The sequence below is a fragment of the Pseudomonas sp. CHM02 genome (genome assembly GCF_000612585.1).
Lineage (GTDB): Bacteria > Pseudomonadota > Gammaproteobacteria > Pseudomonadales > Pseudomonadaceae > Aquipseudomonas.
On record NZ_JFCA01000008.1, the window covers coordinates 47,184 to 62,169 of the forward strand.

Genomic DNA, 14,986 nt, shown 5'->3' on the forward strand with positions numbered 1-14,986 from the left:
AAGCCACAAAAAACACGATTCTAACAGACGATGGCGTCAAATCATGAGCCCCTGATGATCGCTTCTGTCTATAAGGTGGGGGTATTCAGGCACTATTCAAAGGGTTACGTATAAGTCGCGCAGGGCAAATGTGATTGCGGGTTTCGTTTTCGCCCTTCGTGTGGTATAAAATGCGCCGCTTTCCGGGGATACCCCGCAAAGCTTAAATCCACACACGTGTCGACACGATGACCTGGGTGCCGGAGGCCTTGATGCCGCTGGTTGGTCATTGGGATACGTGGAGGCCAAACCCGACTTATTAAGGAACTATCATGTCCCAAGTCAACATGCGCGATATGCTGAAGGCCGGTGTGCACTTCGGTCACCAGACCCGTTACTGGAACCCGAAAATGGGTAAGTACATTTTCGGCGCGCGTAACAAGATCCACATTATCAACCTTGAAAAAACCCTGCCAATGTTCAACGAAGCTCTGACTTTCGTAGAGCGTCTGGCCCAGGGCAAAAACAAGATTCTGTTCGTCGGCACCAAGCGTTCCGCTGGCAAGATCGTTGCTGAAGAAGCAGCACGTTGCGGTTCGCCGTACGTCGATCACCGCTGGTTGGGCGGCATGCTGACCAACTTCAAAACCATCCGTGCTTCCATCAAGCGTCTGCGTGACCTTGAAGTGCAAGCCGAAGACGGTACTTTCGCCAAGCTGACCAAGAAAGAAGCGCTGATGCGCTCCCGTGACCTGGAAAAGCTCGATCGTTCCCTGGGTGGTATCAAGGACATGGGCGGTCTGCCTGACGCACTGTTCGTTATCGACGTTGATCACGAGCGCATCGCGATCACCGAAGCCAACAAGCTGGGCATCCCTGTTATCGGCGTAGTCGATACCAACAGCAGTCCGGAAGGCGTTGACTACATCATCCCAGGCAACGATGACGCAATCCGCGCTATCCAGCTGTACATGGGTTCGATGGCTGACGCTGTAATCCGTGGTCGCAACCACGTTGCTGGTGGTACCGAGCAGTTCGTTGAAGAAGCTCCGGTAGCCGCAGCTGAGTAATTGACGCCCTGGCGTTGACTCAGTAAGCAAAAAGGGGGCTTGGCCCCCTTTTTGCCACCTCGAAAACCATTTGTCGGCGCCCACTTGTGGCAGCGCAACCTAGCGACTGTAACGTGCAGCGGCCTACAAGGGAGATTCGGGAAGAATTGATCGCCCGTTTGATCGGGTGGAATGGTTGAAAACCTATCCAAGAGGATTTTGAAATGGCAGAGATTACTGCAGCGTTGGTTAAAGAACTGCGTGAGCGTACCGGCGAAGGCATGATGGATTGCAAAAAGGCCTTGACCAAGGCCGGCGGCGACATCGAAAAAGCCATCGACGACATGCGTGCTTCCGGCGCCATCAAGGCTGCCAAGAAAGCAGGCAACGTCGCTGCTGAAGGCGCAATCGCTCTGAAAGAAGACGGTAAATCCGCCGTTCTGCTGGAAGTGAACTCGCAGACCGACTTCCTGGCTCTGCAGGACGACTTCAAGGCATTCGTTGCTGCCAGCGTTGAAAAAGCATTCGCTGACAAGCTGACTACCGTTGAGCCTCTGATCGAAGCTCAAGAAGCTGCTCGCCTGGTACTGGTCGGCAAGGTTGGCGAAAACGTCAACATCCGTCGCCTGGCTCGCGTTGAAGGTGATGTGGTTGGTGGTTACCTGCACGGCAACAAAATCGGCGTAGCTGTTGTTCTGAAAGGCGGCGACGTTGAGCTGGCCAAAGACATCGCTATGCACGTTGCTGCCAGCAACCCTGAGTTCCTGCTGCCTTCGGAAGTTTCTGCCGAAGCGATCGAGCGTGAAAAAGCTGTGTTCCTGCAGCTGAACGAAGAAAAAATCAAAGGCAAGCCAGAAAACATTGTTGAGAACATGGTCAAAGGCCGTATCAGCAAGTTCCTGGCCGAAGCAAGCCTGGTTGAGCAGGCGTTCGTCAAGAACCCTGAAATCAAGGTTGGCGAACTGGCCAAGAAAGCCGGTGCTGAAATCGTTTCCTTCACCTACTTCAAAGTAGGCGAAGGCATCGAGAAGCCGGTCGACAACTTCGCTGAAGAAGTTGCTGCCCAGCTGGCTGCCGCCAAGCAGTAAGACAGTTTTCAACTGTCGCCCGAAAGAGGCTGCCCGCTCACGCGCGCAGCCTCTTTTCAAATGGGAAGGCCGATTTTATTTGGCTTACCCTCGGAACTGGCTTACAAAGCCGTGTTCCGATGGCGCTGTGACAGCGTCCAGCTAGAGTGAACGCAAGCCGTAAAACGGCTCGCCAAGAATTTTTAAAAATACGCCGCAGGAGAGATTCGCAATGGCTCAGCAGGGCAGTGGTTATCAGGCTCGCTATAAACGCATTCTACTCAAGCTTAGCGGCGAGGCCCTGATGGGCTCGGAAGAGTTCGGGATCGACCCCAAAGTACTCGACCGCATGGCGCTCGAAGTCGGCCAACTGGTCGGTATCGGCGTACAGGTCGGCCTGGTGATCGGCGGCGGCAACCTGTTCCGCGGCGCGGCACTGAGTGCGGCCGGCATGGATCGGGTCACCGGCGACCACATGGGCATGCTGGCCACTGTGATGAACGCCCTGGCCATGCGCGACGCCCTGGAGCGCGCCAATATCTCGGCTATCGTGATGTCGGCTATTTCCATGGTCGGCGTGACCGATCACTATGATCGCCGCAAAGCCATGCGCCACCTGAACGCCAAGGAAGTGGTGATCTTTGCCGCTGGCACGGGTAACCCGTTCTTCACCACCGACTCGGCAGCGTGCCTGCGCGCCATCGAGATCGATGCTGACGTGGTGCTCAAGGCCACCAAGGTGGACGGCGTGTACACCGCAGACCCATTCAAAGACCCGCATGCCGAGAAGTTCGATCATCTGACCTACGATGAAGTGCTGGATCGCAAGCTGGGCGTGATGGACCTGACGGCTATTTGCCTGTGCCGCGACCACAAGATGCCGTTGCGCGTATTTAACATGAACAAGCCCGGCGCCCTGCTGAATATCGTACACGGCGGCGCAGAAGGGACTCTGATCGAGGAAGGCCAACAATGATCAACGAAATCAAGAAAGACGCCCAAGCGCGTATGCAGAAATCCCTGGAGTCTCTGAGCCACGCATTCGGCCAGATTCGTACCGGCAAGGCGCACCCAAGCATTCTGGGTAGCGTGATGGTGCCTTACTACGGCGCCGACACCCCGCTGAGCAGCGTAGCCAACGTCACCGTAAAAGACTCGCGCACCCTGCAGGTCGTGGCCTTCGAGCGCAACATGCTCGCTGCCGTCGACAAGGCCATCCAGAGCGCCGGCCTGAACCTCAACCCGACCAACCTGGGTGAGTTGCTGCTGATCTCCATGCCGGCCCTGACCGAAGAAACCCGCAAGGGCTTCACCAAGCAGGCGCGCAGCGCTGCCGAAGACGCGCGTGTTGCCGTGCGCAACATTCGTCGCGATGCCTTGGGTGACCTGAAGAAACTGGTCAAGGACAAGGAAATCAGCGAAGACGAAGAGCGTCGCGCCACCGCCGATATCGACAAGTTGACCAAGGATGCCGAGGCCCAGATCACCAAGGCCACGGAAGAAAAAGAAAAGGACCTGATGGCCGTATAAGGGGTCAGGACGCCTTCATGGAAAAGACCAAGCAGACTGTACCCTCTGTGGTGCCGCGCCATGTCGCGATCATCATGGATGGGAATAATCGCTGGGCGAAGAAGCGCTTTATGCCGGGTGTTGCCGGGCATAAAGCGGGTGTCGATGCGGTTCGGGCTGTCATCGAGGTGTGTGCCGAGGCCAAGGTCGAAGTGTTGACCCTGTTCGCCTTCTCCAGTGAGAACTGGCAGCGGCCCGCCGAGGAAGTCAGTGCCTTGATGGACCTGTTCTTCAAGGCTTTGCGTCGTGAGGCCAAGCGCCTCAACGACAACAACATCAGCCTGCGCATCATTGGCGATCGCTCACGCTTCCATCCGGAGCTGCAAGCCGCCATGCGCGAAGCCGAAGCCATCACTGCCGGCGCCAACCGCTTTGTGTTGCAGATCGCGGCCAACTACGGTGGTCAGTGGGATATTGCCCAGGCTGCGCAACGTCTGGCCCGCGAAGTGCAGGCCGGTCATCTGCGACCCGACGACATCACGCCTGAACTGTTGCAAACCTGCCTGGTCACCGGCGACCTGCCGTTGCCGGACTTATGCATCCGCACCGGTGGCGAGCACCGCATCAGCAATTTCCTGCTGTGGCAGTTGGCGTATACCGAGCTGTACTTCTCCGACCTGTTCTGGCCGGACTTCAAACACGATGCCATGCGTAACGCGCTGGCCGATTTCGCTTCCCGTCAGCGTCGCTTCGGTAAAACGAGCGAGCAGATCGAAGCTGGAGCCCGGGTTTAAATGCTTAAACAACGAATCATCACAGCACTGATCCTGTTGCCGATCGCCTTGTGTGGGTTTTTCCTGCTCGATGGTTCCGGCTTTGCGCTGTTTATCGGCCTGGTCGTCACCCTGGGTGCCTGGGAATGGGCGCGCCTGGCGGGTTTCAGCGCGCAGTTGCCGCGCGTGGTGTATGCCGCAGTCGTGGCGGCCTTGGCGTTTCTCCTGTACATCCTGCCGGACATCGCGCCGTGGGTGTTGGGCGCGGCGGTGCTGTGGTGGGCGCTGGCGACGTTCCTGGTGTTGACCTATCCGCGCACCAGCAGCCAATGGTCCAGTGTCGCCTGCAAGCTGGTGATCGGTTTGTTGATCCTGCTGCCAGCATGGCAAGGGCTGGTGGAGATCAAGCGCTACCCCATGGGTAACTGGTTGATCCTGGCGGTCATGGTGCTGGTTTGGGGGGCTGATATCGGCGCCTACTTCTCCGGTCGGGCGTTCGGCAAGCGCAAGCTGGCGCCGGCAGTCAGCCCGGGCAAGAGCTGGGAGGGTGTGTATGGCGGCCTGGCGTTGACGCTGGTGATCGCGCTGGTGGTTGGCGTTGTGCGGGATTGGGCGGTGAAGGATATTTTCCTGGCGCTGCTGGCCACGGCCATTGTCGTGTTTGTTTCGGTGGTGGGGGACCTCACTGAAAGCATGTTCAAGCGCCAGGCCGGGATCAAGGACAGCAGCAACCTGTTGCCGGGTCATGGTGGTGTGCTGGATCGCATCGACAGCCTGACCGCCGCCATCCCGATCTTTGCCGTACTGCTGTGGATGACGGCTTCGTGAGCCGCCTGCAACAGGTGACCGTGCTGGGTGCAACCGGCTCGGTAGGGCTGAGCACCCTTGACGTGATTGCGCGTCACCCTGATCGCTACCAGGTTTTCGCGCTCACCGGGTTTACCCGCCTGGGCGAGCTGTTGGCCTTGTGCGTGCGTCATGCGCCGCGCTTCGCCGTGGTGCCTGAAGCCGCTGCGGCTCGTGGTCTGCAGGATGACTTGCGGGCTGCCGGGCTGGCGACTCAGGTGCTGGTGGGGGAGGAGGGGTTGTGCCGGGTCTCGGCCGACGCCGAGGTAGATACAGTGGTTGCCGCTATTGTCGGTGCCGCGGGCCTGCGCCCAACCCTGGCTGCCGTCGATGCCGGCAAGAAGATCCTGCTGGCCAATAAAGAAGCGCTGGTCATGTCTGGCGCGCTCTTCATGCAGGCAGTGCGCAAAAGCGGTGCGGTGCTGCTGCCGCTCGACAGTGAGCACAACGCGATCTTCCAGTGCATGCCCGGCGACTATGCCCGTGGCTTGAGCCAAGTGGGCGTGCGCCGGATCCTGCTGACGGCTTCCGGTGGTCCGTTCCGGCAAACACCGTTGGCCGAGCTGGAGCACGTATCGCCGGACCAGGCGTGTGCTCATCCGAACTGGTCCATGGGGCGCAAGATCTCCGTGGACTCGGCCAGCATGATGAACAAGGGTCTCGAGTTGATCGAGGCGTGCTGGCTGTTCGATGCGCGCCCGGATCAGGTCGAGGTGGTGATTCACCCGCAGAGCGTGATTCATTCCCTGGTCGACTACGTGGACGGATCGGTCCTGGCGCAGTTGGGCAACCCCGATATGCGCACGCCGATCGCCAACGCCCTGGCCTGGCCGGAGCGGATTGACTCCGGTGTCGCGCCCCTGGACCTGTTTGCCGTAGCCCGCCTGGACTTCGAGGCGCCGGATGAGCAGCGCTTCCCTTGTCTGCGCCTAGCACGGCAAGCTGCCGAAGCGGGTAACAGCGCCCCGGCGATGCTTAATGCGGCCAACGAGGTGGCTGTGGCGGCGTTTCTCGAACGGCGCATCCGCTTTCCGCAGATCGCGAGTATCATCGAGGACGTCCTGGCTCTTGAGCCTGTCGTGGCGGTGAATGATCTGGGGGCAGTATTCGAGGCCGATACCAAGGCCCGAGCCCTGGCAGAACAATGGTTGAGCCGCAACGCGCGTTAGCCTGTGGGCGGGGTTGAGCCTTACAGGCACTGGATTGGAATGCGGAGAAATTAGATGAGTGCGCTTTACATGATTGTCGGCACCCTGGTTGCTCTGGGTGTGCTGGTTACCTTCCACGAATTCGGCCACTTCTGGGTGGCGCGTCGTTGCGGCGTCAAGGTATTGCGCTTTTCCGTCGGTTTCGGCATGCCGCTGGTGCGCTGGCACGACCGCCGTGGCACCGAGTTCGTGATTGCGGCCATCCCGCTGGGTGGCTACGTCAAGATGCTCGATGAGCGCGAAGGCGAAGTGCCGGCAGACCAGTTGGATCAATCCTTCAACCGCAAGACCGTTCGTCAGCGTATCGCTATTGTTGCCGCCGGCCCGATCGCCAACTTCCTGTTGGCCATGGTGTTCTTCTGGGTCTTGGCCATGCTGGGCAGCCAGCAGGTGCGTCCGGTCATCGGCGCGGTCGAATCGGACAGTATCGCCGCCAAGGCGGGTCTGCTTGCCGGGCAGGAAATTGTTTCCATTGATGGCGAGCCCACCACGGGCTGGGGCGCTGTCAATTTGCAGTTGGTGCGTCGTCTCGGCGAGAGCGGAACCGTCAATGTGGTGGTGCGCGAGCAGGATTCCACCACTGAGACCCCGCGTGAGCTGGCCCTCGACCACTGGCTCAAGGGGGCCGATGAGCCTGATCCGATCAAATCCCTGGGCATACGTCCATGGCGTCCGGCCTTGCCGCCGGTGCTTGCCGAGCTGGACCCGAAAGGTCCGGCCCAGGCCGCTGGCCTGAAAACCGGTGATCGCCTGTTGGCCCTCGATGGTCAAGCGCTGGGTGACTGGCAGCAAGTGGTCGATCTGGTACGTGTACGTCCTGATACCAAAATTGTGCTGAAAGTTGAACGTGACGGTGCTCAAATCGACGTCCCTGTGACCCTGTCGGTTCGCGGGGAAGCCAAGGCGGCCGGGGGTTACCTGGGTGCCGGGGTCAAAGGTGTCGATTGGCCGCCATCCATGGTGCGCGAGGTGAGCTTCGGGCCGTTGGCAGCGATTGGCGAGGGTGCAAAACGCACTTGGACCATGAGTGTGCTGACCCTCGAATCCCTCAAGAAAATGTTGTTCGGCGAGCTCTCGGTAAAAAACTTGAGTGGACCGATAACCATTGCTAAAGTGGCGGGCGCTTCTGCCCAGTCGGGTGTCGCGGATTTCCTGAATTTCCTGGCTTATCTGAGTATTAGCCTGGGGGTTCTGAATTTGCTGCCCATTCCAGTGTTGGATGGGGGGCATCTGTTGTTTTATCTGGTCGAGTGGGCGCGTGGTCGCCCCTTGTCGGATCGGGTGCAGGGTTGGGGGATACAGATCGGTATCAGTTTGGTGGTCGGGGTGATGTTATTAGCCCTGGTCAACGATCTGGGTCGACTGTAACGCTTCGCTGAATTGCGAATCTGCCGCATTTTGCGGCAGTTTGTTTATTGCCAGTTGGAATAAGAAAGGACTTCATGAAACGTCTGCTGCTAACTGCGGTTCTCACCGTATTGATGATCGCCGAAGTTCACGCCGAGTCCTTCACCATCTCCGATATTCGCGTCAACGGCCTCCAGCGGGTTTCCGCGGGTAGCGTCTTTGGTGCCTTGCCGTTGAACGTTGGGGAACAGGCTGATGACCGTCGCCTGGTGGAATCCACTCGTGCGCTGTTCAAAACCGGTTTCTTTCAAGATATCCAACTGGGTCGCGAAGGCAACGTCCTGGTCATCACCGTCGTCGAGCGACCTTCCGTCGCCAGTATCGAGATCGAAGGCAACAAGGCGATCTCTACTGAAGACCTGATGAAGGGCCTCAAGCAATCCGGCCTGGCCGAGGGCGAGATCTTCCAGCGTGCCACCCTTGAAGGTGTGCGTAACGAACTGCAACGCCAGTACGTTGCCCAGGGCCGCTACTCCGCGACCGTGGAAACGGAAGTGGTGCCGCAGCCGCGCAACCGTGTCGGCCTCAAGGTCAACATCAACGAAGGCACCGTGGCGGCGATTCAGCACATCAACGTGGTGGGCAATACCAAGTTCGCTGATGAAGACCTGATCGACCTGTTCGAACTCAAGACCACCAACTGGCTGTCGTTCTTCAAGAACGATGACAAGTACGCCCGTGAAAAACTCTCCGGTGACTTGGAGCGCCTGCGTTCCTACTACCTGGACCGTGGCTATATCAACATGGATATTGCTTCGACCCAGGTGTCCATCACCCCGGACAAGAAGCACGTCTACATCACCGTCAACGTCAACGAAGGCGAGAAATACAAGGTTCGTGACGTGAAGCTGAGCGGCGACCTGAAAGTGCCTGAAGACCAGGTCAAGGCGCTGCTGCTGGTGCAGAAAGACCAGGTGTTCTCGCGCAAGCTGATGACCACCACGTCCGAACTGATCACCCGTCGCCTGGGTAACGAAGGCTATACCTTCGCCAACGTCAACGGCGTACCGACCCCGCACGATGATGACCACACCGTGGATATCACGTTCGTCGTCGATCCGGGCAAGCGTGCCTACGTGAACCGCATCAACTTCCGTGGCAACACCAAGTCTGCGGATGAAGTGCTGCGTCGTGAAATGCGCCAGATGGAAGGCGGCTGGGCGTCGACTTACCTGATCGACCAGTCCAAGACCCGTCTCGAGCGCCTGGGCTTCTTCAAGGAAGTCAACGTCGAAACCCCGGCCGTACCGGGTGTGGATGACCAGGTTGACGTGAACTACGCCGTTGAAGAGCAAGCGTCCGGTTCCATCACCGCCAGCGTCGGCTTTGCACAGAGCGCCGGTCTGATCCTCGGCGGTTCCATCACCCAGAACAACTTCCTGGGTACCGGCAACAAGGTTTCCATCGGCCTGACCCGAAGCGAATACCAGAGTCGCTATAACTTCGGTTATGTCGACCCCTACTGGACTGCCGACGGTGTGAGTCTGGGCTACAACGCTTTCTATCGCACCACCGACTACAAAGACCTCGACGTTGACGTAGCAAGCTATGCGATCGACAGCCTCGGTGCCGGTGTGAACATCGGTTACCCGATCAGCGAGACCTCGCGCCTGACGTTTGGCCTGACCGCGCAACAGGATGAGATCAAGACCGGTGTGTACACCGTGGACGAGATCTTCGACTTTACCCGTCGCGAAGGTGACAAGTTCCTGAACTTCAAGGCGTCCGCCGGCTGGTCCGAGTCGACCCTGAACAAAGGCGTGCTGGCGACCCGTGGTCATTCCCAGAGCCTGACCCTGGAAACCACCACGCCGGGCAGCGACCTGTCGTTCTTCAAGCTCGACTACCGTGGCCAATTGTTCCAGCCGTTGAGCGACAACTACACCATGCGCCTGCACACTGAGCTGGGCTATGGCGATGGTTATGGTTCTACCAATGGCTTGCCGTTCTATGAAAACTACTATGCTGGTGGTTTCAACTCGGTACGTGGCTTCAAGGACAGCACCCTGGGTCCTCGTGGTACGCCAAGCCGTGGTGTGGGTGTAACCGGTAACCAAGGCACCGTGGCGGATTCGGACAACGACCCGCTGCCGTTCGGTGGTAACGTTTTGATTCAGGGTGGTGCGGAGATTCTGTTCCCGCTGCCATTCGTGAAGGATCAGCGTTCGCTGCGTACTTCGGTCTTCTGGGACGTGGGTAACGTGTTCGACTCCAAGTGCGAGCAGATCCGTAACCCGAGCGGCGTGAAGTCCGAAACCCAGTGCAACGACGTGAGCCTCAGCAACCTGGCAAGCTCGGTGGGTGTGGGTGTGACCTGGGTGACTGCGCTTGGCCCGTTGAGCTTTGCTCTGGCCATGCCGATCAAGAAACCGGATAACGCTGAAACCCAGATTTTCCAATTCTCCCTCGGCCAGACGTTCTAAGCGTCTGACCCAAGATAACGACAACGGATTCTGTAGGAGTACATCGTGCGTAAGTTGACTCAATTGGTTCTGCTGGCAACCGTGCTGGTAGCGACCCCGGCCTTCGCCGAAATGAAAATCGCCGTCCTGAACTATCAGATGGCCCTGCTGGAATCCGACGCGGCCAAGAAATACGCCGTGGATGCCGAGAAAAAATTCGGTCCGCAACTGACCAAGCTCAAAACCCTGGAAAGCAGCGCCAAGGGCATCCAGGATCGTCTGGTAGCCGGTGGCGACAAGATGCAACAAGGCGAGCGCGAGCGTCTGGAGCTTGAATTCAAGCAAAAGGCCCGTGACTACCAGTTCCAGTCCAAAGAACTGAACGAAGCCAAAGCTGTTGCTGACCGTGAAATGCTGAAGCAGTTGAAGCCGAAGCTGGACAGCGCTGTGGAAGAAGTCATCAAGAAAGGTGCCTTTGACCTGGTGTTCGAGCGTGGCGCTGTGATCGACGTCAAGCCTCAATACGACATCACCCGCCAGGTGATCGAGCGCATGAACCAGCTGAAGTAAGCCATGACCGCGACTATCAAGCTCGGCGAGTTGGCCGAGTTCCTGGGGGCCACCTTGCGTGGTTCCCCGGAGAAAGAAATTACTGGGCTAGCCACCTTGCAGGAGGCTGGCCCAGCTCAGTTGAGCTTCCTCGCAAACCCCCAATACCGTAAATACCTGGTCGACAGCCAAGCCGCAGCCGTATTGCTGAAAGCCGCTGACGCCGAAGGGTTTGCCGGGGATGCATTGGTGGTGGCCGACCCGTACCTGGCTTATGCGCGGGTGTCGCACCTGTTCGATCCGAAACCCAAGGCGGCCGCCGGTATTCATCCGTCTGCGGTGATCGCCGATGATGCCCAGGTTGACCCAGCGGCCAGCATTGGCGCTTTTGCGGTGATTGAGAGTGGCGCACGCATCGCGGCAGGTGTAACCGTCGGTGCCCATTGCTTTATCGGTGCGCGCTGCGAAATCGGCGCAGACGGTTGGCTGGCGCCACGCGTGACCCTTTACCACGATGTGCGTATCGGTGAGCGTGTGGTCATCCAGTCGGGTGCCGTGATCGGTGGTGAAGGCTTTGGCTTTGCCAACGCCAAGGGCATCTGGAACAAGATTGCCCAGGTCGGCGGCGTATTGATCGGCGACGACGTGGAAATCGGCGTGAACACTGCTGTCGATCGCGGGGCCCTGGCCGATACCGTGATCGGCAACGGCGTGAAGCTCGACAACCAGATCCAGATCGCCCACAACGTACAGATTGGCGATCACACCGCCATGGCGGCGTGCGTGGGGATTTCCGGCAGCACCAAGATCGGCAAGCATTGCATGCTCGCCGGTGGCGTTGGACTGGTGGGGCATATCGAAGTTTGCGACAACGTCTTCATCACCGGCATGACCATGGTCACCCACTCGATTACCGAGCCAGGGGCCTATTCTTCCGGTACAGCCATGCAGCCTGCCGCTGAATGGCGCAAGAGCGCAGCACGATTGAGGCAGCTCGACGACATGGCTCGACGCCTCAAACAGCTGGAAAAGCGTGTTGGGGACGTGACCCCTGGCGGTAATGCTTCATCAGAAGGCTGATACCATTTCCATATCAAGTGTGCACAGCCGCTAGACTGCCTCCTTGATTTGCTAGCGGGGCGTGCTTTTAGTTCGCCCGCCCCCAATCTTTATTACAGGCTTCCCCCCGAAATGATGGACATCAACGAGATTCGCGAATACCTGCCTCACCGTTACCCGTTCCTGCTGGTGGACCGTGTAGTGGACCTCAACGTCGAGGAAAAGCGCATTCGTGCCTACAAGAATGTCAGCATCAACGAACCGTTCTTCAACGGTCACTTTCCCGCGCATCCAATCATGCCGGGCGTGTTGATCATCGAAGCGATGGCCCAGGCTGCCGGTATCCTTGGTTTCAAAATGCTCGACCTCAAGCCTGCCGACGGCACGCTTTACTATTTCGTGGGCTCCGACAAGTTGCGTTTCCGCAATCCGGTTACCCCGGGTGACCAGCTGATCCTGGAAGCCAAGTTCATCAGCTGCAAGCGCCAGATCTGGAAGTTCGAATGCCAGGCCTCGGTGGACGGCAAGCCGGTGTGCTCCGCCGAGATCATCTGCGCGGAACGCAAACTATGAGTTTGATTGACCCTCGCGCAATCATCGATCCGTCGGCCGTTCTGGCCGCCGACGTTGAGGTCGGCCCCTGGTCGATCATCGGCGCAGGTGTGGAAATCGGCGAGGGGACTGTCATCGGGCCGCATGTGATCCTCAAGGGTCCGACCCGCATTGGCAAACACAATCGTATCTACCAGTTCTCCTCGGTAGGCGAAGACACTCCTGACATGAAGTACAAGGGTGAAGAAACACGCCTGGTAATCGGTGATCACAACATCATCCGTGAAGGTGTGACCATTCACCGCGGCACCGTGCAGGACAGGGCCGAAACCACGCTGGGTGATCACAACCTGGTCATGGCCTATGCCCATATCGGTCACGACAGCGTCATCGGCAACCACTGCATCCTGGTCAATAACACCGCGTTGGCGGGCCATGTGCACGTTGACGATTGGGCGATCCTGTCCGGGTTCACCCTGGTGCATCAGTACTGCCATATCGGCGCCCACAGCTTTTCCGGCATGGGCACCGCCATCGGCAAGGACGTTCCGGCCTTCGTCACCGTATTTGGCAACCCGGCCGAAGCCCGCAGCATGAACTTCGAAGGCATGCGCCGTCGTGGTTTCAGCGAAGATGCCATCCACGCCCTGCGCCGTGCCTACAAGGTGGTCTACCGCCAGGGGCTCACGGTGGACCAGGCGTTGATCCAATTGGCCGAGCCGGCAGCGTTGTTCCCGGAAGTTGCGGTGTTCCGTGACTCGATCCAGGCGTCGACTCGCGGCATCACCCGCTAATCATGGCCAATCTGCGTATCGCGCTGGTGGCCGGGGAAGCTTCCGGCGACATTCTGGGCGCAGGTCTTATGCGGGCTCTCAAGGCCCAGCATCCGGCGGTGGAATTCATCGGTGTCGGCGGCCCGCTGATGCAGGCTGAAGGGCTCACGTCCTACTTCCCCATGGAGCGTCTATCGGTCATGGGACTGGTCGAGGTGTTGGGGCGCCTGCGCGAGCTGCTGGCCCGTCGCAAGTTGCTGATCCAGACCCTGATCGAAGAAAAGCCCGATGTGTTCATTGGCATCGATGCGCCGGACTTCACCCTCAATATCGAACTCAAATTACGCCAGGCCGGTATCAAGACCGTGCACTACGTCAGCCCGTCCGTCTGGGCGTGGCGGCAGAAGCGCGTGCTCAAGATCCGCGAGGGCTGCGACCTGATGCTGACCCTGCTGCCGTTCGAGGCCAGGTTCTACGAAGAAAAGGGCGTGCCGGTGCGGTTTGTCGGGCATACCCTGGCCGACGCGATTCCCCTGCAGGCTGATCGCGCGGCCGCGCGTGCCGAGCTGGGGTTGCCCGACGGCCCGCTGGTCGCACTGATGCCTGGCAGCCGTGGCGGCGAAGTCGGTCGCCTGGCCTCGGTGTTTTTCGACGCCGCCGAGCGTCTGCAGGCCTTGAAGCCGGGGGTGCGTTTTGTGCTGCCTTGCGCCAGCCCGCAACGCCGAGCGCAGATCGAAACACTGCTGGATGGCCGTAACCTGCCGTTGACTTTGCTCGATGGTCAATCGCACCTGGCCCTGGCCGCCTGTGATGCGGTGCTGATCGCCTCGGGTACGGCCACCCTCGAGGCGTTGTTGTACAAGCGCCCAATGGTAGTGGCCTACCGCCTGGCGCCGCTGACGTTCTGGATTCTCAAGCGCATGGTCAAAAGCCCCTATATCTCCCTGCCCAACCTGCTGGCCCAACGCCTGTTGGTGCCGGAGTTGTTGCAGGACGATGCAACGCCCGAGGCCCTGGCGCAAACTCTACTACCCTTGATCGACGGCGGCGAAGAACAGACCCGTGGCTTCGACGACATCCACCGTACCCTGCGTCGTGATGCATCGAACCAGGCGGCCGACGCCGTATTGACCCTGATCGGCAAGCAACAGGAAACCTTATGACGACGCAGATGGGCCTGGATTTCAGCCTGGTTGCCGAAGCCCACGAGCTGGTGGCCGGTGTTGACGAAGTCGGGCGCGGGCCTTTGTGCGGCGCCGTGGTCACGGCGGCAGTGATCCTCGATCCAAACCGTCCGATCCTCGGCCTCAACGACTCGAAGAAACTCACCGAGGCACGTCGTGAAAAGCTTTACGACGAGATCTGTGAGAAAGCCCTGAGCTGGCACATCGCCAGGGCTGAAGTTGAAGAAATCGATGAGCTGAACATTTTGCACGCCACCATGCTGGCCATGCAGCGTGCGGTAGAGGGCCTGCACATTACGCCGAAACTGGCGATGATTGATGGCAATCGCTGCCCGAAACTGGCGATGCCGGCTGAGGCGGTGGTCAAGGGTGATAGCAAGGTGCCTGCCATTGCAGCCGCTTCCATCCTGGCCAAAGTCAGCCGTGATCGAGAAATGGCCGCGTTCGAATTGATCTACCCCGGCTACGGCATCGGCGGTCATAAGGGCTATCCAACGCCCGTTCATCTGGAAGCCCTGGCTCGCCTTGGCCCGACGCCTATCCATCGCCGCTCGTTCGCGCCGGTACGCCAGGCGTACGAGCTGCGCGAGAGCCTCAGCGAGGTGTAGTCGCAAGGCTGATGTTTTGCT

15 protein-coding genes are annotated in these 14,986 nt (G+C 59.2%); all 15 read left to right on the top strand.

From position 1 onward, the window contains the following. Positions 1 to 311 precede the first annotated feature (311 nt). The 15 genes from rpsB (at position 312) to rnhB (ending at position 14,965) form a co-directional block, all read left to right on the top strand. Positions 312 to 1,049, top strand: coding sequence for a 30S ribosomal protein S2 (rpsB, locus tag BM70_RS0105820; protein ID WP_003189158.1), 738 nt, complete (start codon positions 312 to 314; stop codon positions 1,047 to 1,049). A gap of 203 nt (positions 1,050 to 1,252) precedes the next feature. Further along, complete coding sequence (gene tsf, locus BM70_RS0105825) at positions 1,253 to 2,116, top strand: translation elongation factor Ts (protein WP_025855127.1); 864 nt, start codon at positions 1,253 to 1,255, stop codon at positions 2,114 to 2,116. A gap of 211 nt (positions 2,117 to 2,327) precedes the next feature. Next, positions 2,328 to 3,071: a UMP kinase gene (gene pyrH, locus BM70_RS0105830; RefSeq protein ID WP_003172271.1), complete on the top strand. Its 744-nt coding sequence runs from the start codon at positions 2,328 to 2,330 to the stop codon at positions 3,069 to 3,071. Beyond that, positions 3,068 to 3,625: a ribosome recycling factor gene (gene frr / locus BM70_RS0105835; RefSeq protein WP_025855128.1), complete on the top strand. Its 558-nt coding sequence runs from the start codon at positions 3,068 to 3,070 to the stop codon at positions 3,623 to 3,625. The genes pyrH and frr overlap by 4 nt, the downstream gene beginning before the upstream one ends. 17 nt (positions 3,626 to 3,642) lie before the next feature. Beyond that, the gene (gene uppS, locus BM70_RS0105840; RefSeq protein WP_016974405.1) at positions 3,643 to 4,398 is read left to right on the top strand and encodes a polyprenyl diphosphate synthase; all 756 of its coding nucleotides are present in this window, start codon (positions 3,643 to 3,645) and stop codon (positions 4,396 to 4,398) included. Then, positions 4,399 to 5,205, top strand: a complete 807-nt coding sequence (locus tag BM70_RS0105845; RefSeq protein ID WP_025855129.1) for a phosphatidate cytidylyltransferase — start codon at positions 4,399 to 4,401, stop codon at positions 5,203 to 5,205. Continuing rightward, positions 5,202 to 6,392 carry a 1-deoxy-D-xylulose-5-phosphate reductoisomerase gene (gene ispC, locus BM70_RS0105850; RefSeq protein WP_025855130.1) on the top strand — a complete coding sequence of 397 codons (1,191 nt, stop codon included), beginning with the start codon at positions 5,202 to 5,204 and terminating at the stop codon, positions 6,390 to 6,392. The genes BM70_RS0105845 and ispC overlap by 4 nt, the downstream gene beginning before the upstream one ends. Before the next feature lie 54 nt (positions 6,393 to 6,446). Continuing rightward, positions 6,447 to 7,799, top strand: coding sequence for a sigma E protease regulator RseP (rseP, locus tag BM70_RS0105855; protein ID WP_025855131.1), 1,353 nt, complete (start codon positions 6,447 to 6,449; stop codon positions 7,797 to 7,799). Positions 7,800 to 7,873: 74 nt separating this feature from the next. After that, the gene (bamA, locus tag BM70_RS0105860; RefSeq protein ID WP_025855132.1) at positions 7,874 to 10,261 is read left to right on the top strand and encodes an outer membrane protein assembly factor BamA; all 2,388 of its coding nucleotides are present in this window, start codon (positions 7,874 to 7,876) and stop codon (positions 10,259 to 10,261) included. A 45-nt stretch (positions 10,262 to 10,306) separates the two neighbouring features. Continuing rightward, a complete protein-coding gene (locus BM70_RS0105865) occupies positions 10,307 to 10,810 on the top strand; it encodes an OmpH family outer membrane protein (RefSeq protein WP_003219314.1) in 504 nt (167 codons plus the stop codon). 3 nt (positions 10,811 to 10,813) lie between these two features. Further along, positions 10,814 to 11,869, top strand: a complete 1,056-nt coding sequence (gene lpxD / locus BM70_RS0105870) for a UDP-3-O-(3-hydroxymyristoyl)glucosamine N-acyltransferase (RefSeq protein ID WP_025855133.1) — start codon at positions 10,814 to 10,816, stop codon at positions 11,867 to 11,869. 111 nt (positions 11,870 to 11,980) lie between these two features. Continuing rightward, the gene (fabZ, locus tag BM70_RS0105875) at positions 11,981 to 12,421 is read left to right on the top strand and encodes a 3-hydroxyacyl-ACP dehydratase FabZ (protein ID WP_003172281.1); all 441 of its coding nucleotides are present in this window, start codon (positions 11,981 to 11,983) and stop codon (positions 12,419 to 12,421) included. Continuing rightward, complete coding sequence (gene lpxA, locus BM70_RS0105880; RefSeq protein WP_025855134.1) at positions 12,418 to 13,194, top strand: acyl-ACP--UDP-N-acetylglucosamine O-acyltransferase; 777 nt, start codon at positions 12,418 to 12,420, stop codon at positions 13,192 to 13,194. Before fabZ ends, lpxA begins: the two co-directional genes overlap by 4 nt. A gap of 2 nt (positions 13,195 to 13,196) precedes the next feature. Further along, a complete protein-coding gene (gene lpxB, locus BM70_RS0105885) occupies positions 13,197 to 14,336 on the top strand; it encodes a lipid-A-disaccharide synthase (protein WP_025855135.1) in 1,140 nt (379 codons plus the stop codon). Continuing rightward, positions 14,333 to 14,965: a ribonuclease HII gene (rnhB, locus tag BM70_RS0105890; RefSeq protein ID WP_025855136.1), complete on the top strand. Its 633-nt coding sequence runs from the start codon at positions 14,333 to 14,335 to the stop codon at positions 14,963 to 14,965. Before lpxB ends, rnhB begins: the two co-directional genes overlap by 4 nt. Positions 14,966 to 14,986: the final 21 nt, after the last annotated feature.